Consider the following 25,262-nt stretch of genomic DNA (forward strand, 5'->3'; position numbering starts at 1 on the left):
TCGCCGTTGGGTGGGGTCCTAGAAGGTTCCGACGGTGAGGCCGATACCCATCACCGCGAGCAGTCCCACGACGGGGACGATGACGGTCACGACGAAGATGTCCTTGTACGACTCGCGGTGCGAGAGTCCGCAGACCAGCAACAAGGTGATGATGGCACCGTTGTGGGGGAGCGAGTCGAAGCCCGTCGAGGCCATCGCCGTCACGCGGTGCATGAGGTCCATCGGGATGCCCTGGTCCGTGGCCATCGTCGCCAGCTGCTCACCGAAGGTGTTGAGCGTGATCGTCAGACCACCGGAGGCCGACCCGGTCAGGCCGGAGATCCCCGAGGTGGACACCGCGGCGACGACGACCGGGTTGTCGCTGACGCCGAACATCCCGTCGCGGACGGTGGCGAAGACGGCCAGAGAGGCGATGACGGCGCCGTAGCCGACCTCACTGGCGGTGTTGAAGACCGGCAGGACGGCATTCTTGGCACCCTCGGTCAGGCCGTCCACGTACTCGGAGAAGGACCCGGTGCGCAGGAGGAAGACGAGGGCGATGCCGGCGAGCATCGCCACGGTCACGGCCCAGATCCCTGCGACTCCCTCGAGGGACGTGGCACCGAACTTCTCCTCGGCGAGGTAGCCGACGTCCATCGCGGGGAAGAGGATGTAGGTGCACAGCGCGTTGACGAGCACGATCACCAGCACGGGGCTGAGCCCGATGAGACCGGCGACGGCCGAGGGCCGGTCGGGGGTCGCGGCAGCCGGTGCACCCGTGGTGCGCTCGGCGACGTCCACGGTCGCCCCACCGGTCGCGGGCTGCCGCCCGTCGTCCACGCTGTCCGGGTCGCTCGGCGCGACGGGGCGCACGCCGCCACCGCCGCCACCGCCGCCACTGCCACCTGGCACGGGGTCGATGCCCAGACGGCGGGCCTCCTTGATCTCCGCCAGCGTCAGGTCCGCGAAGGACTCCCCGGCCGCCAAGAGCTGCTTCTGCCGACGGTCGAGCCACAGCATGCCCAGGCCGAAGACGATGATGGCGCCGAGCAGGCCGAGGCCGGGGGCGGCAAAGGTGTTGGTGCCGAAGAACTTCGTCGGGATCGTGTTGTGGATCTGCGGCGACCCGGGCAGCGCAGCGGTGGCGAAGGTGAAGATGCCCAGGGCGATCGCGGCCGGCATGAGCCGCTTGGGGATGTCCGCCTCCTCGAAGAGCGAGGTGGCGATGGGGAAGATCGTGAAGACGACGACCCAGGCGCTCACACCGCCGTAGGTCAGCAGCGCCGTCGCGAGGACGGTGACGAGGATGGCGAACTTCGGACCGAGCAGCCCGGAGATCCACCCCGCGAGGTCACGCGCGTACCCGCTGACCGTCATCAGTCGGCCGAAGATCGCGCCGACGAGGAAGAGGGGGAAGAAGGCCGCCATGAACCCGCCGAGGGCGGGCATGAAGACCTGGGTGTAGCTGGCCAGCAGCGGTGCGCCGGACATGATCACCGCGACGGACGCGGCGAGGGGAGCGACGGCGATCACCGAGTGGCCGCGGTAGGCCAGAGTGATCAGCAGGACGAGCGAGAGCAGGATGCCCAGGAGTGCAAGCGTCATCGGTTGCCTTTGGTGTGGGGTCGGGGGGAAGGGGGTCAGAGACCCAGGACGAGGCGCTCGCCCGTGGCCCGGGAGCAGCACGACATCATCCGATCGCCCTCGCGGCGCTCGGATGCGGACAGGACGACATCGCGGTGGTCGATCGCTCCGTCGAGGACGGGCACCTCGCAGGTGCCGCACAGTCCCTCCTGGCAGTTGGAGGGGATGGTCAGCCCCGCATCACGCAGGGTCTGCAGAAGGGTCCGGTCACGAGTGACGACCACGTCGGTGTCCGAGTCCGCGAGGTGCACGGTGAACTCGTGCTCCTGCTCCGGGTCGAGCTCACCGAGGGTCGAGGAGAAGTGCTCGAAGACGACGGTGCCCTCGGGCCAGTCCGCCGTGTCGATGGTCAGGTCGTCGATCATCCGCTGCGGACCGCACGCGTAGACGTGCACGCGCCCGGCGCAGGCGTCTGCGACGTTGTCGGACACGAGGGCGCGCAGGTCGGCCCGCGTGCCCTCGCCGGAGCAGTGCACGACGAGTCGATCGCCGTGCTCGGCCACCAGCTCGTCGAGGAAGGCCATGCCGGCGCGCTCGCGGCCGAGGTAGTGGATCTCGTAGGGCGTGCCCTCGCGGGCGGCCTGCGCGGCCATCGCCCGGATCGGGGTGATGCCGATGCCACCGGCGACGAAGACATAGCGCTGCGCCTGCTCTGGCAGGCGGAAGTGGTTGCGCGGTCCGCGGACGGTGAGGACCTCCCCTTCGCGCACGTGGTCGTGCACCCAGGCCGAGCCGCCACGGGACTCGTCCTCACGCAGGACCGCGATCTCGTAGTGCTCCGGGCGGGGGACGTGGGGGACCGGGCAGCCCTCGGGCTGGACCGGGGCGGGTGGGGTGCCGCACAGCGAGTACTGACGCACGATGCCGGTGTCGCCGCACTCGATGTCGATGTGCGAGCCGGCGGTGAAGGCCGGCAGCGCGGACCCGTCGGCACTCGTCAGGGTGATGTGGCGGACACCGTCGGCCGCATCGACCACGCGCTCCACGCGCATGGGCCGGCTGTGGTGGGCCATGGTTGGCTCGCCGATGTTGACCTCGACGCGCGGACGCAGGACCGCCGGGTCGGTGCGCTCGGGGTTGGCCTGCGGGTCCCACTCGACCCACAGGTGCTCGGGCCCGCGGAAGGAGGTGTTGGGGACATAGCTGAAGTCCTGCTCGGCCAGGCGCATGTGCGGCAGCCGGCCGGTGAGCTCCTCGAGGAAGATCTGCATCTCCATGCGGGCGAGGTTCTTGCCCAGGCACTGGTGGGCGCCGTAGCCGAAGGTCAGGTGGTCGGCGGCGTCGTCACGGCGCACGTCGACGAGCTCGGGGTCCTCGAAGCGTCGCGGGTCGTGGTTGCCGGAGGAGGAGACCATGAGGATGCGGGCGCCCGCGGGGACGGCGACGCCACCGATCTCGGTGTCCTTGGTCGCCAGACGGCGCCACGCGGCCTGGGACCCGTTGTGCCGCAAGCACTCCTCGACGGCATTGGGGATGAGAGTGGGGTCGGCGCAGATCTGGTCCCAGATGACGCGGTTCTCCAGCAGGAGCTTCACGGCATTGGCGATGCCGTTGGCGGTCGTCTCGTGGGCCGCGACGATGCCGGCCATCATCATCGAGTGCAGGTAGGAGTCGGTGACGACCTCGGGCAGCTCGCGCTGCTTGCGGATGCCGTACTGCATCCATCCCTCGTCGTCCGGGCGCTGGCGCATCCGCTCCAGGACACCGCCGGCGTACTGCCAGAAGTTGCCGACGGCATGGGCGACGGCGACCTGCTCCTCGGGCTGCGGCCGACCCCAGGTGTTGACGGTGTGGGCGACGGAGTACTCCCGCAGCGTGGGCTTGTCGTCGTCGGGGACGCCGAGGAACTCCAGCGCGACGGTCAGCGGGATCTCCCAGAACATCTGGTTGACCAGCTCGGCGCGACCGTCGTCGACGAAGCGGTCGACGTACTCGCGCACGAGTCCGCGGACCATCGGCTCGTGGTGGGCGAGGTGCTCGGGGGAGAAGGGCTCCATCAACGCCCGTCGACGCGCCATGTGCGCCGGCTCGTCCTCGTTGACCAGCGTCCGGTCCATGCCGTAGTCGTACGAGGCCAGGACGTCGTTGGCCTCCTGGCTGGTCGGCGTGATCTTCTCCAGAGCGACCGACGGGGAAAAGGTCGCGTTGTCGCGGAAGATCGCCTTGATGTCGTCGTAGCGGGTGACGACCCAGTAGTCGAGCTTGGGGCTGTAGAAGACCGGCTCGCTCTCGCGGGACCACGCCACATAGGCCGGCGGGTCCTGCTGGTAGCCGTCCCCGAAGGGATCGAACTCGGCCGCGTCGGCGGAGACAGGACAGGCAGACATGCGAAGCACTCCCTTGTGCGTTGAGCGCACGGATTTGTGCGGACTGCGCACAACCTAGTGCAGCTCGAAGGGAGGGTCAAGGGGGTCGATCTGCGGTCCCGGCTCGGTGCGGCGGACTCAGTACAGGCGGGCCACGGCGGCGCGCGCATCCTGCACGAGTGGCAGCAGCCGCTCGATGTCCAGATCGCCGGGCAGGCCCAAACGGATGACGCCGATCGAGGCCTCGACATCGGTCGACGCCCCCTGGCCCATGCCGACGGCGACGCCGACGGCTCCGGGCTGGACCTCGCCGTCGGAGATGGCGTACCCCTGAGCGCGAGTGCGTTGGACGGCTTCGCTCTCGCTGTCGCTCCTGGGTCGCTGGGCGAGGATGGCCAGCCCGTCTGCGCCCTGCTCGAGGGGGTGCCGAGCGCCCACCTGGTAGCTGATGCCGATGGAGCCGCGGGCGGCCGGCTCGGCGACGGCGATGGCGATCGACTCCGCCCGGTCGGCGATGGCGACGAAGGCAGTGCACCCGCTGCGGTTGGCGAGGTCCTGGACGACCGGCTGTGCGGAGGCGCGGTACTGGCTCATGAAACGGCCGGCGACGACGAGCGCCCCGCTGCCGAGGCGGTAGAGCCCGTCATTCCCTTTGGCCACGAGATGTCGCTGCTCGAGGGTGGCCAGGATCCGGTAGGCCCCTGCGCGGTGCACGCCCAGCTCGTCGGCCAGTGCCGCAGGGGAGATGCCGCCGGTGCGCTGCGAGATGATCTCGATCGCCTCGAGGCCGCGGTCGAGCGTCTGCAAGGTGCTCATGGTTCATTTCTCCTCGGACTGACGCGCGTTGCGGGGAGTCTACGCAGCGGGCTGCTGGCGGTGCGGGAGCCTTGGAACCCGTGCTCAGCCCGCGCCGGGTCGATGGCCTCATCGACGTCGAAGAAGTCGTGCAGCACGTGCTGATCGTTGGTCTTCGCCGCGGCCATGCTCAACCCGTCGACGTTGATGCGGGCCTGGCGCACGTAGTCCCCGGTGAGCTGCCCCCATGCGGGGGTCGAGCTGTCGATGCTGAAGTAGAAGTCGAAGCCGTCGTCCTTCAGGAGCTGGTACTTCGGCCCGTTGTACGGCGCCACCCCGCTGATGTCCGCGCCGAAGGGGAAGATCATCAGGTCGGTGTCGCCGATGATCGGGGCGACCTCGTCCTTCCACTTCGTCGTGTCCGCGGTCAGCCGGGTCATCGACGCATCCGTGACATTGGTGTGGCCCCAGGTGTGCGAGGCGAAGACCCACCCGTCGTCCTTGAGGGTGTCGGCGACAGCTGTTGCCCGCTTCTTCTGCTCGTCGACGTCGATGTCCGGGTCGTTGCCGTACTCGATGTCGCTGGTGCGGTATCCGAGCACACCGTTGTACCCGGTCAGCGCGAGGATGCCCTTGCTGCCGCGGTAGGAGAAGTCGGGGTGCTTCTCGACGAACTCGTCCACGACGGCCGGCATGTCATAGGCGCCCTCGACGCTCGTACCGGAAGCGTCCTCGTACGTGTTGGTGACCGCCCCGTCGTCACCGATGACCATGTTGGTGGCGAAACCCGTCGCCCTTCATGTACTCGTAGTAGCTGACGTCGTCCTCGGAGATGACGAGTGGCTTCTTGCCCGGGGGCAGCTTGATCGGCACGTACGCCATCTCTCCCTGCGCGTCCTCGCGGGCGAAGTCGTCGGGGTTGACGAGGACATAGCCCTTGTCGTGGACCGAGGCGAGGACGGCCCTGAACTCCTCGACGGTGACCATGTAGTCCGCATAGCCCTGCGCACTGTCCGGCGACACGAAGGCCCGGTCCGCGTCGACGATGAGGGAGTGGAAGAACAGGTGGGGGATCTGCGCATTGTCTGCCCACTCCACCGCGTCCTTCTTCTGCGCGGCGATCCGGGTGGTGAGCCGATCGACGTCCGCGCCCTCGAGGCCCTCAAGGTGCTGCAACGCGCCCCGGTAGTCGTACTGCGCCGCGGCCGTCTTGGACCGCTCCACGCTCCTGTGGCGATGCTGCGTACGAGAGGCGGGAGTCCCATCTGCGCTGGTCGTCGAGCTGGTGTGGGTGGCGGACTCGCTCGGCGACGACGTGGTCGTCTCGGATGTGGACGAGCAACCCACGAGCATCCCGAGTGCCGCCGTCGAGGTCAGCAGCACCGTGACGCGCGCCGTCCGGTTGGCCCACATGCGCACCACCCCTCCACCCGAGCGGCGGGACCTCGTGAGATGTCAGCGTGGTCCCGATGTCCCTTGGCGGCCACGCTGGCTGCGGGGTCGTCGCGAGGCGTTGCGACACGTCGGGCGTGACCGGGGCGTGACGAAGGGGGGTCCGTCAGCGCAGCAGGGCGGCGACCTCGGCGGCGGCCGGGCCGATGAGGTGCCCCAGACGCGTGGTGCGCGTGCCGTCGAGCTCGTCCTGGTGCCCTCCTCCGACGAGGATCCTCAGGGTGTCGTCGACGTCGTGCAGCGCCTCGACGACCTCGCGGGCGGGCCGGGCGTCGCGTCGTCGTGGCACCCCGAGCACCGCGCAGCTCGCGCCGTGGGTCTCGAGCGCGTCACGCCAGGCCGGTGCGGGCAGGTCAGGTCCGAGGTAGACCACGTCAACGCCGAGTCGCCGCAGGACGACGGCGAAGGCGAAGATGCCCAGCTCGTGGTGCACCCCGGCGGGCAGCCCGACGATGACCCGCGGACCGCCGGGACGGCCCGGGGCGGCGTCGAACAAGGCCGCGAGTCGGCGCAGCACCGCGTGCGCGACGAGGTGCTCGCCGGCGATGGAGATGCGCTCGTCCGCCCAGGCCCGGCCCACCTCCTCGAGTGTCGGCATGAGCCAGTCGTCGACGACCGCCTCGAAGGGGGTGCGCGCGAGCTGCTCGTCCAGGATCCGGTCGAGCTCGGCCGGGTCCATCGCGGCGGTGGCCTCGATGAGCTGGGCGGTGGCGGTCGGGCCGTCCGTCGACGGCGAAGGGGGGAGTGTCGCGCTGTCGGGACCGAGGCACCGGTGTACCTCTGCCGCAGCGGTGCTCGCGCTCCAGCCGTCGGCGATCAGGGCTGCCATCTGGGTGACCCGGGCGACGGCCTCGTCGTCGTAGAGGCGGTAGCCCGACTCGGTGCGCTCGGGCTCGACGAGGTCGTAGCGGCGCTCCCAGGCGCGCAGCGTCGCGGCGGGGACGCCGGTCAGCTCGGCAGCGCGTTTGATCGTGTACATCCGGGGCGGTCCTTGGGTCTGTCAGAGCCGGGGGAGCTCTCGGGCGAGAGCCTGCTCGGCCTCGTCGCCGAGCGCGGTGAGCTGGCCGCGCAGGAAGGGGGTGGCCAGCTTGGCGAGCCCCTTGAAGGTGAAGTCCGCCTCGTAGACGAGCACGCTACCGCTCCCGTCAGGCCCTGGGCTGATGGACATGGTGTCCTGAGCGATGACGCTCTTGTTCTCCCCGCGCATGACGACGAGCCGGTCGGGCTGCAGGTCCACGGTCACATAGGTCAGCTCGGTCTGGCGGCCGCGGAAGACCGAGCGGTTGAGGTAGCGGCTGCCGACGCCGCCGTCACCCTCGACGAGGGTCGTCTCGAGCGTGCCGGGGTCCCACTGCTCGCTGGTGGTGAAGTCGGAGAGGTAGGCGTAGACGGCCGACGGTGGGGTATCGGCGACGTTGATGGTTCGGGTGATCTTCATGGCTGCACATCCTTGAACAAACATTTGACAGCGCGGTCAAGGTGACTCTAGCGTCTTGGACAAAGGTTGAACAATCCTTTGGCGCGGTCGGCTCCGAACCCAACGTGCCCCCCTTCCTCTCCCAGCAGGAGCATCCGTCGTGACCGAGCACCACCCCGACCGCCCGAGCGTCGCCGTCATCGGCGCGGGCGTCTCCGGTTTGACTGCGGCGTATGTCCTGTCGCAGACCCACGACGTCACCCTCTTCGAGGCCGACGACCGGCTCGGCGGCCACGCCCACACCCACACGGTCCCCACGAGCGGTGGCGGTGAGGTGCGCGTCGACAGCGGCTTCATCGTGCACAACGAGCGCACCTACCCCCATCTGCTGCGACTCTTCCGCGAGCTCGACGTGGCCACGCGTCCGACCGAGATGAGCATGTCGATCACCTGTGACGGCTGCGGCCTGTCCTGGGCCGGCGGCGCCGGGATCGGCGCCGTGCTCGCCCAGCCGTGGCGGGTCGCCGACCCACGCTTCCTGCGGATGCTGCTGGAGATCCCGCGCTTTCACCGGGCCGCCAGGGCGGTCCTCGCCGACGAGCGCGAGGGGGACGACCCGACGTGGGGTGAGTTCCTCGAGCGCGGCAAGTTCTCGCAGTACTTCATCGCCCACTTCGCGCTGCCGCTCGTGTCGTGCGTGTGGTCGTCCGGGGACGAGGACTCCCTCGACTACCCGGCCCGACACCTCTTCGCGTTCCTCGAGCACCACGGCATGCTCAGCGTCTCCGGGTCCCCGACCTGGCGCACCGTCGTCGGCGGGTCCAGGACCTATGTCGACGCCTTGGCGGCGCGCCTGGCCGACGTCCGAACGAGTGCCGCCGTCACGTCCGTGACCCGCCATGCCGGCGGGGTCGACGTGCGCACCGCCGATGGGGTCACCCCCTTCGACAAGGTCGTGATCGCCACCCATGCCGACCAGGCGCTCCGCCTGCTCGCTGACGTGACGCCGCAGGAGAAGGAGGACCTCGCAACGATCCGCTACTCCCGCAACGCGACCGTCCTGCACCACGACACGACGCACCTGCCGCGGGCGAAGCGGTCCAAGGCCTCGTGGAACTACCGCAGCGAGACCTGCGGCGGGGCGAGCGAGGCGCGGGTCAGCTACTGGATGAACCGCCTGCAGGGCTTCGACGAGGACGGCGACCAGCTGGTCGTCACGCTCAACTCCTCGACCCCCTTCGACGACGGGGACGTGGTCGCCCGGATGGACTACGCCCACCCGGTCTTCACCCGGGAGGCCGTCGCCGCAGCCGCCCGCCTGCGCACCGCCGGCGGCGACCGGCTCGCCTTCGCCGGAGCCCACCTCGGCTGGGGCTTCCACGAGGACGGCTGCCGCTCGGGCGTCGAGGCGGCGCAGCGGCTCGGGGTGGCGTGGTGACGATCTCGCCGACCCTCACGGACCTGCCGACCCTGCCCAGCCTCGTCGTCGGGACCGTCAGCCACACCCGTCGCACCCCGGTCGAGCACGCCTTCAGCAACCGCCAGTACCAGTGGCTCGTCGACGTCGACGAGCTGCCGCGGCACCGGTGGCCGCTGAGCGCCCTGACCCGGATCGACGCACGCGATCACCTCGACGGGGGCGAGCAGGGTGGCGGCATCCGCGGTGACCTGGCGCGATTCCTCGCCCACCGGGACATCACGCTCGCTGCCGACGACCGGGTTGTCATGCTCGCCAACGCGCGGGTCCTCGGCCACGTCTTCGACCCGCTGACCGTCTACTGGTGCCTCGCGCCGGACGGGCGCCTGCGGGCCTGCGTCTTCGAGGTGCACAACACCTACGGCGAGCGGCACGCCTACCTGCTCGAGGTCGACGAGAGCGGGCGGGCACGCACCGACAAGGCCTTCTACGTCTCGCCCTTCAACGACACCAGCGGCGAGTACGCGGTGAGCCTGCGCCTGGAGCGTGACCGCGTCGTCGTGACCGTCGGCCTGGACCGCGACGGCGAGCGGATCCTCACCGCCACGACGAGCGGTGTCCCACGCGCCGCGACAGACGCCACCGTCGTGCGCACCGCCGCCCGCCACCTGCTGATGACCTGGCGCGTCAGCGCCCTGATCCGCGTCCACGGCATCTGGCTGTGGACGCGCCGACTCCCCATCCAGCCTCGTACCCCGCACTCGCAGGAGGACCTCCGATGACCGCTTCTGTCCCCACCCTCGACCAACCGATCTGCCTGCGCCGACCCGCCCTGCGTCCGTGGTGCCTGCGGGCCCGTCTGGCCCGACCGATCCTCGCCGCGGTGCTCGACCGGGCGCCGGTGCGGGTGACGATGCCCGACGGGACCACCCTGGGTGGCGGCCGGGAGGCCGACGCCCCGACCTTGCACATCGTGCACCCGACGGCACTCTTCGAGCGGATGGCGCACCACCCCAAGATCGGCATGGGGGAGGGCTACATGGCCGGGGACTGGGAGGCGGCTCCCGGGACCGACCTGGCGGACGCGCTGCTGCCCTTCGCCCAGCGGATCACCACCCTCGTCCCCTCGGGACTCGCGCGCATGAAGCGCGTTGTCGACCGGCGCATCCCGAGCGGCACGCGCAACACGCTGCTCGGCTCGCGCAAGAACATCGAGGCGCACTACGACCTGAGCAATGACCTCTTCACCGCCTTCCTCGACGAGACCCTCAGCTACAGCTCCGCGCTCTTCGACCGCTCTCGTCCGCTGGCGGAGCAGACCCTCGTCGAGGCCCAGCACGCCAAGATCGATGCGGTCCTCGACGCCGCCGATGTCACGGCCGGCAGCCGGGTGCTGGAGATCGGCACCGGGTGGGGCTCGCTGGCCATCGCCGCCGCCCGCCGCGGCGCCACCGTCACCTCGATCACCCTCTCGCACGAGCAGGCCGCCCTGGCCCGTGAGCGCATCGCCGCGGCCGACGTCGACGAGCCGGGTCTCGCGGCTCGGGTCGAGGTGCGGCTGCAGGACTACCGCGAGGTGAGCGGGCAGTTCGACGCCATCGTCAGTGTCGAGATGATCGAGGCCGTCGGCGAGGAGTACTGGCCGACCTACTTCCGCGCGATCGACGACCTGCTCGCGCCCGGGGGCATCGCCGCGATCCAGTCGATCCTCATGTCGCACGATCGCTACCTGGCGACGCGCCGCTCCTACGGGTGGATCCAGAAGCACATCTTCCCCGGCGGGCTGATCCCCTCCAGCGAGGCGATCGAGGAGACCACCACCGAGCACACCTCGCTGCGGGTGACCGCGACGCACCGCTTCGGCCGCGACTACGCCGAGACCCTGCGCCGCTGGCGCCGCACCTTCATCCAGGAGTGGCCCACGATCGCTGCGAGCGGGTTCGACGAGACCTTCCGCCGCAAGTGGGAGTTCTACCTCGCGTACTGCGAGGCCGGCTTCGCCGCCGACTACATCGACGTGGCGCAGATCCGTCTCGAGCGGATGGAGGCAGCATGAGCAGCCTTGTCGGACAACGCATCTGGCTGGTCGGGGCCTCCAGCGGCATCGGTGCGGCCCTGGCGGAGGAGCTGCAGCGCCGCGGCGCGATCGTGGCGATCAGCGCCCGCCGGGCGGAGCGGCTCGACGAGGTCTCGGGCGGACGCATGGTCACGGTCCCGCTCGACGTCACCGACCGGAGCGCGTGCTGGGCCGCTGCCGAGCGGGTGCGCACGGCGATCGGGGGTATCGACATGGTGATCTGGTGCGCCGGGTACTGGCACACCTACACCGCCACCGACTGGCAGGCCGACGAGTTCGTGACGCATGTCGAGGTCAACCTCCTGGGGCTCAACAACGTCATCGCCGCGACCCTGCCGCAGATGGTCTCGCACCGCAGCGGGCACCTCGTCGGGATCGCCTCGGTCGCCGGCTACCGCGGCCTGTCCGGGGGAGAGGCCTATGCCGCGACCAAGGCGGCGCAGATCAACCTGCTGGAGTCGATGCGCGCATCCTTGTCGACCAAGGACGTGCAGGTCACGACGGTCTGCCCGGGCTTCGTGCGCACCGACATGACCGAGACCAACTCCTTCCCCATGCCCTTCATCATCGAGCCGGAGGAAGCGGCCACCGAGATCGCCGACGGGCTCGAAGGGGGCAAGGTCGAGATCGTCTTCCCCCGCCGGATGGCCGTGACGATGAAGGTCGCCCGTGTGCTGCCGGTGCGGCTGTGGGCGGCGATCACCGCCCGCGTGGCACGCTCGTCCTCGTGACCGCCCTCATGTGGTTCCGCCGGGACCTGCGACTGTCGGACCACCCGGCGCTCCTGGCCGCAGCCGACGAAGGGGAGGTCCTCCCCTTCGTCGTCGTGGAGCCGCAACTGCTCACCGACCACCGCCCGTCGGCCCGCCGGATGCTGCGCTCGATCGCGGCCCTGTACGAGGCGACCGGCGGAGCGCTGGTCGTCCGTTGTGGTGACCCGGTGGACCTCGTGCCGCAGGCGGCTGCGGCGGCCGGGGCCGAGCGGGTGCACATCACCCGTGACACGACCCCTGCCGGCCGGGTGCCGGACGAGGACGTCGGCGGGCGGCTGCAGGAGCAGGGCGCGCAGCTCGTGACGACCGGCACCCCCTGCGCGGTCGGCCCCGGGCTCGTCCTCACGGGTGAGGGCACGCCGTACAAGGTCTTCACCCCCTTCGCCCGGGCCTGGCGCGACCACGGCTGGCCGGCGCCCGCGGACCGGGTCGGCGACGACGTGTGGCTGCCCGGCGGTGCCGACCTGCTCGCCGAGGTCGGCGAGGACGGCCTCGAGCGCGTGCTCGCCGCCGCGGACGAGGACGCGATCGACGGGCCGGCAGGGGAGGACGCGGCGCAGGAGCGGTGGCGCAGCTTCCTCCGGGACGACCTCGCGGGGTACGACACCGACCGTGACCGGCCCGACCGCGATGCCACGAGCCGCATGTCGATCCACCTCACCCACGGCGAGATCCACCCACGCACGATGCTCGCCGACCTTGCGGCGCACCCGGCGGCCGGCTCCGATGCCGCGCAGCGCTTCGTCACCGAGCTCGCGTGGCGGGAGTTCTACGCCGACGTCCTGTGGCACCGCCCCGACTCGGCGTGGGCCGACCTGCGCGATGCCCTCGCCGGCCTGCCCTACGACGACGGGTCGGAGACCGACCGGCTCGTGGAGGCGTGGCGGCAGGGGCGCACCGGCTACCCCTTCGTCGACGCGGGGATGCGCCAGCTGCTCGCCGAGGGGTTCATGCACAACCGGGTGCGGATGGTCGTCGCGAGCTTCCTCACCAAGGACCTGCACGTGTGGTGGCCGGTCGGGGCGCGGCACTTCCTCGACCACCTGCTCGACGGCGACCTGGCCTCCAACAGCCACGGCTGGCAGTGGGTGGCGGGCACCGGGACCGACGCGTCACCGTACTTCCGGGTCTTCAACCCGATCACCCAGGGGGAGCGCTTCGACCCCGACGGCGCCTACGTGCGTCGCTGGGTGCCCGAGCTCGCCCACCTGCCGGGCAAGGCCGCCCACACACCGTGGACCCACCCCGACGGCGCCGCCCACGGCTACCCCGAGCGCGTCCTCGACCACGCCGAGGAGCGCCGCGAGGCGCTGGACCGGTACGAGATGGCGCGGGCGCAGACGTGATCCACCCGGTCAGGGAGCTGCGCTCCTTCGTCGCTGCCGCGCTCGTGGCGCCGGTCCCGAGGGACCACCACGAGCCGGACGCGCTGGTGCGCCGGCGCCGGGTGGTCACGCTCGCGACGCTCGTCGTCGGGACGCTCGTCCTCGCGGTGACCCTGCGCATCCCACCGGGCGACGACAGCTTCTACCTGGGTGGGCTCGCGTTGGCCCTGGTGTGGATCGTCGGCGGCCTGTCCGCCGGTCGCCTCCACGTCGGCTGGGCGCACACCCGCGAGGCCGGCTTCGCCCGACCGGTCGTGCAGCCGATCGCGCTGGCGCTGCTCGCCGTCGCGATCTTCCTCGCCGGCGCCCTCGTCGTGGGTCGGGTGCCGTGGCTGGCGAGCCTCGTCGACGAGGTGCTCGACCACGCCCGGTACGGGTCCCTGCCGATCGTCTGGGCGATCACCGTCGTCACCGGCATCGGCGAGGAGCTCTTCTTCCGTGGGGCGCTCTTCGCCTCCGTCGGCCGGCGGCGACCCATCGCCATCACCACCCTCGTCTACGTCCTCGTCACCGCCGCGACCGGCAACCTCCTGCTGACCTTCGCCGCGCTCCTGCTCGGGGTGCTCGTGGGGGCGCAGCGCCGGGTCACCGGCGGCGTCCTCGCCCCGATCATCACGCACGTCATCTGGTCCAGCTCGATGCTCTTCCTCCTCCCACCCGCCTTCGACCTCCTGAGGTGACCGACATGTCCACGTCCACAGCCACGTCCACCCCCTTCGCTCCCCGCACGGTGCTCGTCACCGGGGCCACCGGCTACATCGGTGGCCTGCTCGTGCCCCGCCTCCTGGATGAGGGGTGGACGGTGCGCGTGCTCACCCGCTCCGCCGACAAGCTCGGTGCGCACGACTGGGGCGATCGGGTCGAGGTCGTCGAGGGCGACGCGACGTCCGGCGACGACCTGCGGCGAGCCCTGTCGGGCACCGACGTCGCCTACTACCTCGTGCACTCGATGGACGGCGGCGGCGACCTCGCGCGGCGAGACCGTGAGCTGGCCGAGGGCTTCGCCACGGCAGCGACCGACGAAGGGGTGAGCCGCATCGTCTACCTCGGCGGCCTGCACCCCGAGGGCGCCGACCTCTCGGTCCACCTCGCCTCACGCGTGGAGGTCGGGCAGGTGCTCCTCGACGCGCCCGTGCCGGCTGCGGTTCTGCAAGCGGCGGTCGTCCTGGGCGACGGGTCGGTCTCCTTCGACATGCTGCGCTACCTCACCGAGAGACTGCCCGCGATGGTCGCTCCGCAGTGGTTGCGCAACCGGATCCAGCCGATCGCCGTCGACGATGCGCTGCACTACCTGGTGGGCGCAGCGGGACTGCCGGCGGAGGTCAACAGGACCTTCGACATCGGGGGACCGGAGGTGCTGACCTACGAGGAGATGATCCAGCGGTTCGCCGCGGTCAACGGGCTGCACCGCCGCCTGATCGTCGGGGTGCCGGTGCTGACGCCGTGGCTGGCGAGCCACTGGGTCGGGATCATCACGCCCGTCGCGGCCGATGTCGCCAAGCCGCTCGTCGGCAGCCTCGTGCACGAGGTGGTGCGACGCGAGCAGGACCTCGACGAGCTGGTGGGGTTGCCTGCGCAGGGGCTCATCGGGTTCGACGACGCAGTGCGGCGGGCGATGCGCACCGCGCGGCCCGACCACGTGCTGCGCGACGTGCTGACGGTGACCGCGGCGACCATCGCCAGTGCCGCGACCGGGGGCGTGGCGACGCAGCCGGACAGCCGCTGGTACCGCTCGCTGGACCTCCCGTCGTGGCAGCCGCCGCCGCTCGCCTTCCCCCTCGTGTGGACGCCTCTGTACGCCGACATCGCAGCCAGCTCGGTCGCGACCCTCGCGCGACTGGAGGCCGAGGGGCGCAGTGACGAGGCGGCTGCCTACCGTCGCGCGCTGTGGGTCAACCTCGTGCTCAACACCGGGTGGAGCGTCGTCTTCTGGCGGGTGCGCCGGACGAGGCTGGCAGCGCTCGAGGCCGGGGTGCTCGCGGTGAGCTCGGCCGACCTGGCCCGTCGGGCCGCCGCTGCCGGTGGACGGGGGCGGTGGGCGCTCGTGCCCTACGCAGCCTGGACGGCCTTCGCCACGGCGCTGTCGACGGCGATCGCGCGCCGCAACAGGTAGCGGTCGGGCTCGTCCCGGCCGGCGCGAGGTCCAAGGTCACGTCTTCGCCAAGGCTTGGACGGCACGTGGTCAGGTTTGCCGGGCGGCTCGTCCGTCCGTCGCGGAGGGGGGACCGTTCACCTCACTACCGGACGGTCACCCTTGGGGCGCAAGGCGGCCCGGCGAAAGCCTGCGGGGACCACCGACAAAGGAGTCGTGACATGCACACCACACCCGACGAGACCCCACGCACCCTCCCTCGCCGCACCTTCTTGGGAGGCGTCGGCGTGGCCGTCCTGGGCGCTGCCACCGCCGGAGGTGCGAGCGCATACGCCCGGACGACCTCCCCTTCGTCCAGCCTCTCCGGAGCCGCGATCCCCGCGGCCGACATGGACCCGCTGGACCTGCTCAAGCGGATGTTGTCCTTCGACACGCAAAACCACGGCACGGGCGGCAAGACCCGACCGCACGCCGAGATGCTCCAAGCGGTGTGGGAGCGAGCGGGGGTGCCCGTCGAGATCATCGAGACCCCACAGCCGGACAACGTGCACCTCATCGCCCGGATCCCCGGGAACGGCACGGAGGAGCCGCTGCTCATCCTCGGTCACTCCGATGTCGTGCCGGTCGAGGAAGAGAACTGGGACGTCGATCCCTTCGCCGGGGAGGTCGTCGACGGCGAGATCTACGGTCGCGGTGCGCTGGACATGAAGGGCGCGAACTCAGCAATGATCAGCGCCCTGCTGCGACACGTCGACGAAGGTGCGCAGTTCGACCGCGACATCATCGTGCTCACCGACTGCGACGAGGAGGCGGGTGACTACGGCTCGGGTTGGCTGGCGGAGAACCACTGGGACAAGATCGACGCGGGTTCCGTTCTGACGGAAGGGGGTTGGTTCCTTGCGCAGAGTGACAAGACAACTCCGATGCTCATCACGGCGACCCGTCAGGACAACGTCTACTTCAACCTCGACCTCGTGGCGCAGGGGACGGCGACGCACTCGTCGAAGCCGATGCCCGACGACTCGGCGGTCGTGACGGTGTCCCGGGCGATCAGCGCTCTCGGCGCCTGGGAGGCGGAGGTGCACCTGACCGAGGTCACCCGGGAGTACTTCCAGGCGGTGGCCGATGCCACGTCGGATCGCAACTTTGCCAAGGCGATCCGGTTGCTGCTCAAGGCCAGGAGTCAGCGCTCGCGTGACCGCGCGGCGCGACTCGTCGTCAAGCTCTCGGACTACCCGTACCTGCACCGGGCGCTGCTGCGCACGACGCACGCCTTCGTCATCCAGGAGGCGGGGTACAAGGAAAACGTCATCCCGTCGGAGGCGACGACGCGGGTCAACTGCCGCGGCATCCCCGGCGGGGAGAAGCCCCGCGAGTTCGTCGCCGCCGTGCGTGAGCTGCTCAGGGACCGGGACGTCGAGGTCAAGGTCATCGGCGCCGACGGGGAGAGCGAGGAGGAGACCCTCGCGCGCCTCGACGAGACGTGGGCGACCCCGCCGGCGGACCTCGACACCGACCTGTGGCGGGCTCTGTCGGACGCGTCCGAGACGACGTACGAGGACACCCCCTTCGCTCCGGCGCTCTTCGAGGCGGGCACGAGCCTGGGGCCGTGGCGGGAGAAGGGGGTTCCCGGCTACGGCGTGTACCCGTACGTCCTGAGCAACGAGCAGCTCATCGGGATGCACGGCAACAACGAGCGCATCTTCGTCGAGGCGCTCGCCCAGGGCAGCGACTACATGTACGAGGTCTTCGCGGCCTTCCGCAGCAAGGGCTGACGCCTGGTGCGCCTCGTCACACCGTGACCAGGGTGTCGGGCGTCCCCGCGGGTTGAGACGATTGACCCATGACGCTCCACGAGTCCCTCGACCTCGCCCACGGCCCGACCTGGCGCAACCGCCTGGCCCTCGCACCGCTCACCAACACGCAGAGCCACGACGACGGCACGCTCTCGGACGAGGAGTACCGGTGGCTCGTGGCGCGGGCGCAGGGCGGCTTCGGCCTGACGATGACCTGCGCGACCTATGTGTCGCGACTGGGGCAGGCGTGGGCCGGGCAGCTCGGCATCAGCGACGACCGGCACCTGCCGGGACTGACCCGACTGGCAGACGGCATCCGCGCAGCAGGCAGCGTCTCGTCGGTGCAGCTGCACCACGCGGGCCGGCGCTCCGACCCGAGCGTGACCGGCGCGCCCAATGTCGCGCCCTGGGACGACCTCGAGCGCAACACCCGCGCCCTCACCACGGCCGAGATCCAGCAGGTCGTCGAGGACTTCGCCGTCGCCGCGGAGCGGGCCGAGCGGGCGGGCTTCGACGGGGTCGAGGTGCACGGCGCCCATGGGTACCTGCTCTGCCAGTTCCTGGACGGCCGGCACAACCAGCGCACCGACGGCTACGGCGGCTCGCTCGAGGACCGCGCGCGGATCACCTTCGAGGTGCTGCGTGGGATCAGGGAGCGCACCGGCCCGGAGTTCCAGGTCGGCATCCGACTGACCCCGCAGGGCAACGGCATCGTCCTGGACGAGGCCGTCACCGTCACCGGCTGGATCCTCGACTCCGGCCTCGTCGACTACGTCGACATGTCGCTCTGGGACGCCTTCATGACCGTCGACGAGGAGGGCGACCTGCTCATCGACGCCTTCACCTCCCTCCCGCGCGGCCTGACGCGGCTGGGCGTCGCGGGCAAGATCCGCTCCGCGCAGCAGGCGCGGTGGTGCCTGTCGAAGGGGGCGGACTTCGTCGACATCGGCCGCGCGGCGATCGTGCACCACGACTTCCCCCAGCAGTCGGACGCCGACCACGCCTTCGCGATGGCGCCGCTGCCGGTGAGCCGGGAGCACCTGCACGCCGAGCACGTCAGTGAGTCCTTCGTGGAGTATCTGGACGCTGGCTGGCCGGACTTCGTTGGGTGATCGACAGGTGTCGGGTGATCGACAGGGGTCGCGTGACTGAGCACCGCGACTCAGGCGCCGGCTGGGCTCCCTTCGTATCGTCATCGACATGAAGACCTTTGTGCGCTGGACGTTCCGCATCATCGTGGGGTTCTTCGCGCTCATGCTGCTCATCTACGTCGTCAGCGGACTGGTCGGGATGGCCCAGGTGCACGGGGCGAAGGGGGATGCCCTCGAGAGCGTGCGGATGCTCGAGCGGGACACCGGCACCACCGACCAGATCGTCCAGGACAACCGGGCGACGCTGGGTGAGCCGGAGCGGTCGTGGTCGCAGGTGGTCTGCGAGATCGGGTCCAACGACGGCGGGTGGATGGTCAACGACTACACCCAGCTGTGCTCGCGGCAGGTCGTCGACGTCTACCCTGCCTCGGTGCTGTCGCAGGCCGAGGGCCTGGCCGACCTGAGCGAGGGTGTCCGAGTATCCGAGTGCACACAGGTGCGGTGCACGGAACCGGTGACCACGCAGCCGAGCGTCAGCTACCGCACGAGCGTCGGGACCGAGCCGGTGTGGGATGTGAATGAGGACGTCGACGGCGGCAGCCACACGGTCGTCACCGTGCATGGACCCCGATCGACCACCGTCCTGGGCTGCAGCCCGTGGGGCGTCGTCCTGTGCAGTGCACCCGTCGACCAGCCGTTGATGCCCCAGGACTGAGGTCAAGGATTCGTCAAGATGCTTGCATCGAACGTCCGCATCCGGTCTGGTGGAGGGAGGTCGCGGCAGGGGGTCGTGGCCAGAAGGGGGCAGATCATGCGACGCAGCATCACGTGGATGGCCGTGCCATTCCTCACGGTGGGCCTGTCGGCCTGCGGGTCGGGGGACTCCGAGGGCGAGAGCGCGACAGAGACCTCGACGGCGTCCTCGCAGACCACGACGACACGGACCACGACGACGCAGGCACCCACGACCGGGACGAGCACCTCGTCGGGGACGTCGACCTCGCAGGACTCCTCGTCGAGCACGACCACGCCGTCGTCGAGCACCACCACACCATCGAGCACGACCAGCGACGGCGGGGGCTCAGGTGGCGCAACCAACATCGCCCAGCTCTGGATCGACGACACCTGGAGCGTCGAGACGGTCAAGGAGGACCTGTGTGCGACGGGTGGGCTGACGACGTCGGCGTACTCCCATCAGGTAGAGCTCTTCACCTGCGGGCCCACCGCGGCGAGCGTCAAGGCGTGCACCTACGCCGACGGCGGGCAGACCACCTGCATCACCGACCCGGTGGGCCACCAGGCGATCCGCTTCACCTCGTCGACCGTGGACAACTGGGACGGCGAGATGCACGAGCGTGGCACCGGCCCGATCCCGATGTACGTCGAGCTCGAGGACGGTGCCCAGTGCTCGGTCGTCTCGCACGACCACGACCAGCACTGGAACGGGAAGTTCAGCTGGTACAGCTGCGACGACGGGTCCGAGCTGCTGACCGACGAGTCGATCGAGGGCACCTTCGACGACGACGCCAAGGCGTGGACCGTGCAGCGGTCCGTCGACAGGGGCAAGCCCGCGACGACCTGGGTGAAGACGGCGGTGTTTGCCGGGACGCGGTAGTCCTGCGAGCTCAGTGCCCGACGGCGAACCGCTGCCTCGGGTGCTTGCCCTGCTCGATCTCGTCGACGTACGCCGTGGCGAAGTCGGTGCCGGAGATCTCGGAGGTCCCGTCCTCCTTGACGATCAGCTCGTCGTCGCTGAGGCGGTAGCTGCCCGTGGTCTCGCCCGGGGTCCACGCACCGAAGAGGGCGGCGGGGGAGACGTAGAACCAGCTCAGCTCCTCCGGCCCGGAGCGAAGGGCGTCGAGCACCAGCGCGTGGGAGAGGGCCTCGGGCTTCCACTCGTCGTTGAACTCGGGGGTGTCGACCAGGCGGGGACCCCCCTTCGTCACGTTGAGGGTGCCGGCGCCGCCGACGAAGGACAGGCGGGCACCGTGCTCGATCGCGGCGGAGGTGAGGCGGGCGACGTGGTCCACGAGCGGGGAACCGCCGACGTCCGCTCCATGGGTGGCGACGACGAGGTCATCGGCGTCCGTGGCGGCGCGGGCGACGACGTCGTCATCGGTCAGCGAGCCGGTGCGGTACTCGACACCGTCTGCGGTCTCGGTGGGGGCGGTGCGGCTGTAGGAGATGACCTGGTGGCCGCGGGAGACGGCTTCGACTGCGATGTTGCCGCCGGCGTAGCCGGTGCCGCCGAAGATGACGATCGTGGACATGAGCAATTCCTTGCTGTGGATGGAGGTGGAGTCGGCGACGGGAGGGGACCGCCCATCGCCGACTCGACAACAAGTTGTTGCGTCAAGTTGTTCCTGCGGCGGAGATCAGCGGTAGGTGATGTACGCCTGGTAGACGTAGCCGCCGTAGAGGTCGGACCGGTACTTGCGGCAGGAGGTGGAGGAGACGAACTGGCCGCCAGCCCGCAGGTCCTGGATGGCCGCGCGCAACTGCGTCGAGCAGGAGGAGTAGGTCTTTCCCCAGACGATGTGGGTGGCTGCCTGGGCGGGGGCCGCAGCGAAGAGGCTGCCTCCGATGAGGGCCAGGGAGGAGACGGCGGTGGCCAGAGCGGTCCTGGTCTTGGTGGTGGAGCGCATGGGATGGGTCCTTTCGTCGGGCTGTTGAGGACGAAGGTATGAGTCCCAGCGGGAGGCGTCGATGGGGAGCAGTCCCCGTCATGCCCACGGGCGGGCCGCCAGGCCGTGGTCCTGCGCGTAGGCCGCGGGCTGGGGCGGTACCCACCCTGCGAGCGCGGCGTCGGGGACCGTGTAGACCTCGATGCCCAGCGGACGGCAGACCGACTCGGTGTCCCCGGCCCCGGGGCCGAACATCGGGACCGACAGGTCACCACCGGGACAGGTGGACAGGGCAGCGAGGATGTCGATCTCGGCGAAGAACTCGAAGTAGTCGCCCTGCTGCGCCGGGCAGGTCTTCATGAAGTACTCGTCGTGCTCGTTGAGCCCCGTGCACTGGAAGACGTTGAGCACGTCGTGCACGTCGAACTCCGTGAGATGCCAGGGCCGCACGGCCCGGGTGAGGTTGGAGTGGCAGTGGTAGTCGAAGGGGGCGTCGTTCAGCATCTGGTTGACGTAGGGGTCGCAGCGGGTGCCGAGCAGGTCGTGGACGCGACCCCCTTCGTCATCGACGCCGTAGTCCGCCAGCGAGTCGCCGGTGATCGTCACGAGCGGCCGGAGGAAGGGCAGGGTCGACCACAGCCGGTCGTTGACCGAGACGTGCGCGGCCTGGAGCTGTCGCGTGCGCGCTGCCCACAGCCGCTCGCGGGGGTCATGGAGGTTCCACAGGTTGAGGTCGGCGACCTGGGGTCCCTCGATCGTGACGATCCGGCAGACGTGCCCCGCCGGCACCTCCCAGGCCCGGCCACTGCGGATCGGGATGGTGAAGGAGTCGACGAGCTCACGCCGTTCGGTCATGGACCCGATGCGGCCGTACAGCTCGCGGTCGACGTCGAGCGGGCCGCCGGGATCGGACTGGTAGGCAGCGTCGGTGAGGCTCATGGGTGTCTCCTATCGGTGGGTGGTCTGGCGTCGGACCATGTCGAGGACCGTCAGCTCGGAGTCCTTCAGGTAGTCCCGCAGGAGCCGCTCGGCTCCCGCGCGGTCGCCGTCGGCGAGGTGCTCCCAGATCTCGCGGTCGCGCGGACCCCACGGGCGCTGGAAGGAACTGGTGTCCCCGGCGGCGTGGAAGGCCAACCGCAGTCGACCGAGGATCGTGTCGAAGAACTGGTCGAGCAGTGGGCTGCCGAGCAGCCGCACGAGGGCGGAGTGGAACTGCAGACTCGAGCTGGCATAGTCCTCCCACCTCGCGGCTCGCTCGGCGGTTTCGGTCGTCTCGACCGCCCGTCGCACCTCGTCGAGTGCCTCGTCCGGGGCGTAGGCCGCGTCCTGCACCGCGCGCAGCTCGAGCGCCACCCGAGCTGCGTAGATGTCGCGCACGTCGGCCGTCGTCAGGGTGCGCACGACGAATCCCTGATGGTTGCGGTGGTCGAGCAGGCCCTCGTGACGCAGCAGGCTCAGCGCCTCACGTGCTGTGTTGCGGGAGACGCTGAGCTCCCCGGCGACGGTCGAGTCGCGCACAGGCGCCCCGGGGACCAGGGCGCCGGTGATGATGCGCGAGCGCAGGGACGCGGCGATCTGCGAGGTCGCACCGCCCGGCTGGTCCTGAGTCATGAGGAGACAGTATCGAGAGCGCTGCCGATTGCTCAACAGGAAGGCCAGAGTATTTCGCAAAAATCGCCCAAAATGCCGGGAATCCGTTGACCGATTGCTCAACAATCTCTAGCGTAGGTGTCTTCACCCACCCCGCAGACGATCGATACGGAGCACGCGGTGGCACGCAACAGACTCAATGACGAGTCCACACAGGCAGAGCAGGGCGGCGACGCGTCGGCGCGCAAGGGCTTCTGGGAGCGCATGGGCCCGGGGCTGATCATCAGCGCCTCGTTCATCGGTCCCGGCACGATCACGACGGCGACGGTCACCGGCTCGTCCTACGGGTACACGCTGGCCTGGGCCATCGCCTTCTCCATCGTGGCGACGATCATCCTGCAGGAGATGTCGGCCCGTCTCGGCATCGCGACCGGGCAGGGGCTCGGTGAGGCGCTGCGGGCGACATTCACCCATCCGGTGCTGCGCATCGGCATGGTCGTGCTCATCGTCGCGGCCATCGGCATCGGCGGCGCGAGCTATGCGGGCGGGGACACGACCGGCACGGCCCTGGGTCTCTCAGGCCTGACGGGGCTGCCGCCCAAGCTGCTCATCGTGGTCGTCGGCCTGATCATCTTCGGTCTGCTCATCTCGGGTAGCTACAAGGTCCTCGAGCGGGTCCTCGTCGTCTTGGTCGCCGTGCTGGCCGCGGTCTTCTTCCTGACCATGGTCGTCGTCAAGCCCGACATCGGGGCGATCCTGCGAGGGACTTTCACCCCGTCAATCCCGAGTGGTGCGCTGCTCACGACGATCGCGCTGATCGGGACGACGGTCGTGCCGTACAACCTCTTCCTCCACGCCAACCTGGCGCAGGAGAAGTGGGGCGGCCTGCCGAAGGACCGCGCCATCCGTGACGCCAAGGTCGACACGATCGTCTCGATCGCCATCGGTGGCGCGATCACTCTCGCGATCATGATCACCGCGGCCGCAGCGATGTGGACGAAGGGGGTCACCGCCGAGTCGGGTGCGGACATGGCCACGCAGCTGGAGCCGCTGCTCGGGGATGCCGCGCCCTACGTCTTCGCGCTGGGACTCTTCGCTGCCGGCATGACCAGTGCCGTCGCCGGCCCGCTGGGTGCGGCCTACGCCATCTGCGGGGTCATGGGCTGGGGGAGTGACCTGAAGTCGGTGCGCTTCCGGGCCGTCTGGATCTCCGTCATGGGCATCGGCATGGTCATCGCCCTCACCGGCGTCAACCCGATCCAGATCATCATCCTCGCCCAGGCAGCCAACGGACTGCTGCTGCCGATCGTCGCCGGGTTCCTCCTCGTGGTGATGAGCCGCTCGTCGGTGCTCGGCAAGTACAAGAACGGCCCGATCGCCACGACACTCGGCATTGCGATCTTCCTCGTCGTCACCGGCCTGGCGGTCTACCAGTTCGCCGACATCTTCGGGATGCTGCCGCAGTAGCGCGGCCGGGAGGGTCAGTGCTGAGCGCGTCGTGAGCGTCCCAGCGCGATGCCCAGTGCGGCGGGCAGGGCCAGGCACAGCACCCCGGGGACCACGGCCGAGATCACGATCTCCGGCAGGGGCATCTCCTGTGCGTAGCTGCCTGCGAGCACGAGGGCAGCGACCACATAGCCACAGAGCAGGAGGGCGACGACCTCGAGCCAGCAGATGATCACGGGCCCGACCACAGGAGAGCGCAGAGCGTCCCTGGAGGACCACGTGAAGCTGGTGCACCACAGGGCCACCAGGGCAAAGAGTGCACCGACGGCCACTGTCCTCGTGCCCGGGCCCATCACCCGCATCAGCACGATGAGGACGGCCACGGCCACGCCAAGGGCGGCGGCCCGCACGAGCGCTCTGCGCACGTGCATCACCGCTGGGCTGTCCATGACCTCAGGGACCTCAGGCGCAGCCGTCGCACTGCCCCGATGACGGCAGCGCGATGAAGCAGGTCGGGCACAGCTTCGGCTCCGGCGGGGGAGTCGCCCGGCTGCGGATGCGCTCGCGGCGCTGGGCCAGCTGCGGGGACAGGGCCGGGGTTCCGCCGTTGGCGGGCAGGCCCTCAGCCTCGAAGAATCGGTAGCAGGCCAGCCGCTCGGCGGCGGCGTGGTCGTCGTGGTCGGCCGGCTCCTCCCCGCCGATGCTGCGCACTGCTGCCGCATAGCCAGCACCGACGCTGCCGGAGCTGTTGATGACCAGGGAGCTGAGGTTGGGCTCCTCTCGCTCGTGGCAGTCGAGGGCGACCCGCTCGAGGACCTTGCCGATCCAGTGCTGCAGACCCTGCTTGGTGCGGATGCCGGTCTGCCGTTGGATCTCGGCCGACAGCTCGCTGTAGGTGATCACCGCCTGGTACCGGCGGGCGATGTCGAGGAGCACCGGACGTGCGGCGGCACACCAGGCCTCGCGGGCCGCTTCGGAGCCGATGTCGGAGACGTCTTGCCACGAACCCGTGGCGGGGACGATCTCCGGTGAGGACGGGGCCGGCTGGGTGACCTCGAAGCCCAGATCCCCGAGGACCTTGGCCGCGCCGTACGGTCCGCCGCTGAAGTCGCGGCTGGCGGCGAGGGCGCCGGTCGCGTACCGGTGGGCCACGCCGAGCACGGCCTTGGAGTCGTATGCCTTGCCATCGAGGAGGAGCTCGTACCCGCGGCTGCGGCCGAAATCGTGCCCATGCAGGAACTCGTCCTGACCGACGCGGTCGTACTCGGAGACCGCCTCCTGGACGTCCTGGAAGGTGACCTGCGCAAAGTTGACCATGAGCCGACCATAGGCCTGTTGGCTGGGGGCGGGTGACCACCCAGCGGCTGCGCCGGCGCGG

At 70.1% G+C, this 25,262-nt stretch carries 25 protein-coding genes; 12 read left to right on the forward strand and 13 right to left on the reverse strand.

Annotated features, from left to right (window positions below; genetic code table 11):
- Nucleotides 1–18: 18 nt before the first annotated feature.
- The 7 genes from JLI01S_RS03930 to JLI01S_RS03960 form a co-directional block, all read right to left on the reverse strand.
- On the reverse strand, nt 19–1,584 hold the full coding sequence (locus JLI01S_RS03930; RefSeq protein ID WP_068260310.1) for a GntP family permease: 1,566 nt from the start codon (nt 1,582–1,584) through the stop codon (nt 19–21).
- Between the two features lie 35 nt (nt 1,585–1,619).
- The gene (locus JLI01S_RS03935; protein WP_068260313.1) at nt 1,620–3,950 is read right to left on the reverse strand and encodes a cytochrome P450/oxidoreductase; all 2,331 of its coding nucleotides are present in this window, start codon (nt 3,948–3,950) and stop codon (nt 1,620–1,622) included.
- 117 nt (nt 3,951–4,067) lie between these two features.
- A complete protein-coding gene (locus tag JLI01S_RS03940; RefSeq protein ID WP_068260316.1) occupies nt 4,068–4,745 on the reverse strand; it encodes an IclR family transcriptional regulator in 678 nt (225 codons plus the stop codon).
- Nucleotides 4,742–5,497 (reverse strand): polysaccharide deacetylase family protein, encoded by a 756-nt coding sequence (locus tag JLI01S_RS03945; RefSeq protein ID WP_068260324.1) that lies wholly within the window; start codon nt 5,495–5,497, stop codon nt 4,742–4,744. Before JLI01S_RS03945 ends, JLI01S_RS03940 begins: the two co-directional genes overlap by 4 nt.
- The gene (locus JLI01S_RS03950; protein ID WP_169797282.1) at nt 5,484–6,137 is read right to left on the reverse strand and encodes a hypothetical protein; all 654 of its coding nucleotides are present in this window, start codon (nt 6,135–6,137) and stop codon (nt 5,484–5,486) included. Before JLI01S_RS03950 ends, JLI01S_RS03945 begins: the two co-directional genes overlap by 14 nt.
- Nucleotides 6,138–6,282: 145 nt before the next feature.
- Complete coding sequence (locus tag JLI01S_RS03955) at nt 6,283–7,155, reverse strand: MerR family transcriptional regulator (RefSeq protein ID WP_068260332.1); 873 nt, start codon at nt 7,153–7,155, stop codon at nt 6,283–6,285.
- 21 nt (nt 7,156–7,176) lie between these two features.
- Nucleotides 7,177–7,614: an SRPBCC family protein gene (locus tag JLI01S_RS03960; protein WP_055991723.1), complete on the reverse strand. Its 438-nt coding sequence runs from the start codon at nt 7,612–7,614 to the stop codon at nt 7,177–7,179.
- 139 nt (nt 7,615–7,753) lie between these two features.
- Between JLI01S_RS03960 and JLI01S_RS03965 the strand changes: the two genes are divergently transcribed.
- The 11 genes from JLI01S_RS03965 (at nt 7,754) to JLI01S_RS04015 (ending at nt 19,839) form a co-directional block, all read left to right on the forward strand.
- The gene (locus tag JLI01S_RS03965; protein WP_068260335.1) at nt 7,754–9,031 is read left to right on the forward strand and encodes an NAD(P)/FAD-dependent oxidoreductase; all 1,278 of its coding nucleotides are present in this window, start codon (nt 7,754–7,756) and stop codon (nt 9,029–9,031) included.
- On the forward strand, nt 9,028–9,792 hold the full coding sequence (locus JLI01S_RS03970; protein WP_245634518.1) for a DUF1365 domain-containing protein: 765 nt from the start codon (nt 9,028–9,030) through the stop codon (nt 9,790–9,792). Before JLI01S_RS03965 ends, JLI01S_RS03970 begins: the two co-directional genes overlap by 4 nt.
- Nucleotides 9,789–11,066, forward strand: a complete 1,278-nt coding sequence (locus tag JLI01S_RS03975; protein WP_068260340.1) for an SAM-dependent methyltransferase — start codon at nt 9,789–9,791, stop codon at nt 11,064–11,066. The genes JLI01S_RS03970 and JLI01S_RS03975 overlap by 4 nt, the downstream gene beginning before the upstream one ends.
- Complete coding sequence (locus JLI01S_RS03980; RefSeq protein ID WP_068260344.1) at nt 11,063–11,818, forward strand: SDR family NAD(P)-dependent oxidoreductase; 756 nt, start codon at nt 11,063–11,065, stop codon at nt 11,816–11,818. Before JLI01S_RS03975 ends, JLI01S_RS03980 begins: the two co-directional genes overlap by 4 nt.
- A complete protein-coding gene (locus tag JLI01S_RS03985) occupies nt 11,815–13,206 on the forward strand; it encodes a cryptochrome/photolyase family protein (RefSeq protein ID WP_218005453.1) in 1,392 nt (463 codons plus the stop codon). Before JLI01S_RS03980 ends, JLI01S_RS03985 begins: the two co-directional genes overlap by 4 nt.
- Nucleotides 13,203–13,925, forward strand: coding sequence for a CPBP family intramembrane glutamic endopeptidase (locus tag JLI01S_RS03990; RefSeq protein ID WP_068260347.1), 723 nt, complete (start codon nt 13,203–13,205; stop codon nt 13,923–13,925). The genes JLI01S_RS03985 and JLI01S_RS03990 overlap by 4 nt, the downstream gene beginning before the upstream one ends.
- 5 nt (nt 13,926–13,930) lie before the next feature.
- Nucleotides 13,931–15,358 (forward strand): tryptophan-rich sensory protein, encoded by a 1,428-nt coding sequence (locus JLI01S_RS03995; protein WP_068260354.1) that lies wholly within the window; start codon nt 13,931–13,933, stop codon nt 15,356–15,358.
- Nucleotides 15,359–15,558: 200 nt separating this feature from the next.
- A complete protein-coding gene (locus tag JLI01S_RS04000) occupies nt 15,559–17,112 on the forward strand; it encodes a M20/M25/M40 family metallo-hydrolase (protein WP_068260357.1) in 1,554 nt (517 codons plus the stop codon).
- 68 nt (nt 17,113–17,180) lie between these two features.
- Complete coding sequence (locus tag JLI01S_RS04005; RefSeq protein WP_068260360.1) at nt 17,181–18,245, forward strand: NADH:flavin oxidoreductase; 1,065 nt, start codon at nt 17,181–17,183, stop codon at nt 18,243–18,245.
- A gap of 88 nt (nt 18,246–18,333) precedes the next feature.
- Nucleotides 18,334–18,939, forward strand: coding sequence for a hypothetical protein (locus JLI01S_RS04010; RefSeq protein ID WP_068260363.1), 606 nt, complete (start codon nt 18,334–18,336; stop codon nt 18,937–18,939).
- A gap of 96 nt (nt 18,940–19,035) precedes the next feature.
- On the forward strand, nt 19,036–19,839 hold the full coding sequence (locus tag JLI01S_RS04015) for a hypothetical protein (RefSeq protein WP_068260366.1): 804 nt from the start codon (nt 19,036–19,038) through the stop codon (nt 19,837–19,839).
- A 10-nt stretch (nt 19,840–19,849) separates the two neighbouring features.
- Here the strand turns inward: JLI01S_RS04015 and JLI01S_RS04020 are convergent, their stop codons facing one another.
- The 4 genes from JLI01S_RS04020 to JLI01S_RS04035 all read right to left on the reverse strand — a co-directional run bounded on the left by JLI01S_RS04020 (nt 19,850) and on the right by JLI01S_RS04035 (nt 22,459).
- The gene (locus tag JLI01S_RS04020) at nt 19,850–20,494 is read right to left on the reverse strand and encodes an NAD(P)-dependent oxidoreductase (protein WP_068260368.1); all 645 of its coding nucleotides are present in this window, start codon (nt 20,492–20,494) and stop codon (nt 19,850–19,852) included.
- Between the two features lie 105 nt (nt 20,495–20,599).
- The gene (locus JLI01S_RS04025) at nt 20,600–20,869 is read right to left on the reverse strand and encodes a hypothetical protein (protein WP_068260371.1); all 270 of its coding nucleotides are present in this window, start codon (nt 20,867–20,869) and stop codon (nt 20,600–20,602) included.
- A 78-nt stretch (nt 20,870–20,947) separates the two neighbouring features.
- Nucleotides 20,948–21,787, reverse strand: coding sequence for an urea carboxylase-associated family protein (locus JLI01S_RS04030; protein ID WP_068260374.1), 840 nt, complete (start codon nt 21,785–21,787; stop codon nt 20,948–20,950).
- 9 nt (nt 21,788–21,796) lie between these two features.
- Nucleotides 21,797–22,459: a GntR family transcriptional regulator gene (locus tag JLI01S_RS04035; RefSeq protein WP_068260376.1), complete on the reverse strand. Its 663-nt coding sequence runs from the start codon at nt 22,457–22,459 to the stop codon at nt 21,797–21,799.
- 159 nt (nt 22,460–22,618) lie between these two features.
- On the opposite strand from JLI01S_RS04035, the gene JLI01S_RS04040 reads away from it, so the two are divergent.
- Nucleotides 22,619–23,905 carry an Nramp family divalent metal transporter gene (locus JLI01S_RS04040; protein ID WP_245634519.1) on the forward strand — a complete coding sequence of 429 codons (1,287 nt, stop codon included), beginning with the start codon at nt 22,619–22,621 and terminating at the stop codon, nt 23,903–23,905.
- A gap of 14 nt (nt 23,906–23,919) precedes the next feature.
- Here the strand turns inward: JLI01S_RS04040 and JLI01S_RS04045 are convergent, their stop codons facing one another.
- Together JLI01S_RS04045 and JLI01S_RS17340 are read right to left on the reverse strand one after the other, a co-directional pair.
- A complete protein-coding gene (locus JLI01S_RS04045; RefSeq protein WP_157074812.1) occupies nt 23,920–24,333 on the reverse strand; it encodes a hypothetical protein in 414 nt (137 codons plus the stop codon).
- A gap of 13 nt (nt 24,334–24,346) precedes the next feature.
- A complete protein-coding gene (locus tag JLI01S_RS17340; RefSeq protein ID WP_218005454.1) occupies nt 24,347–25,201 on the reverse strand; it encodes a ScoMcrA-related endonuclease in 855 nt (284 codons plus the stop codon).
- Between the last annotated feature and the right edge of the window lie 61 nt (nt 25,202–25,262).

This window comes from Janibacter limosus NBRC 16128 (assembly GCF_001570985.1).
GTDB lineage: Bacteria > Actinomycetota > Actinomycetes > Actinomycetales > Dermatophilaceae > Janibacter > Janibacter limosus.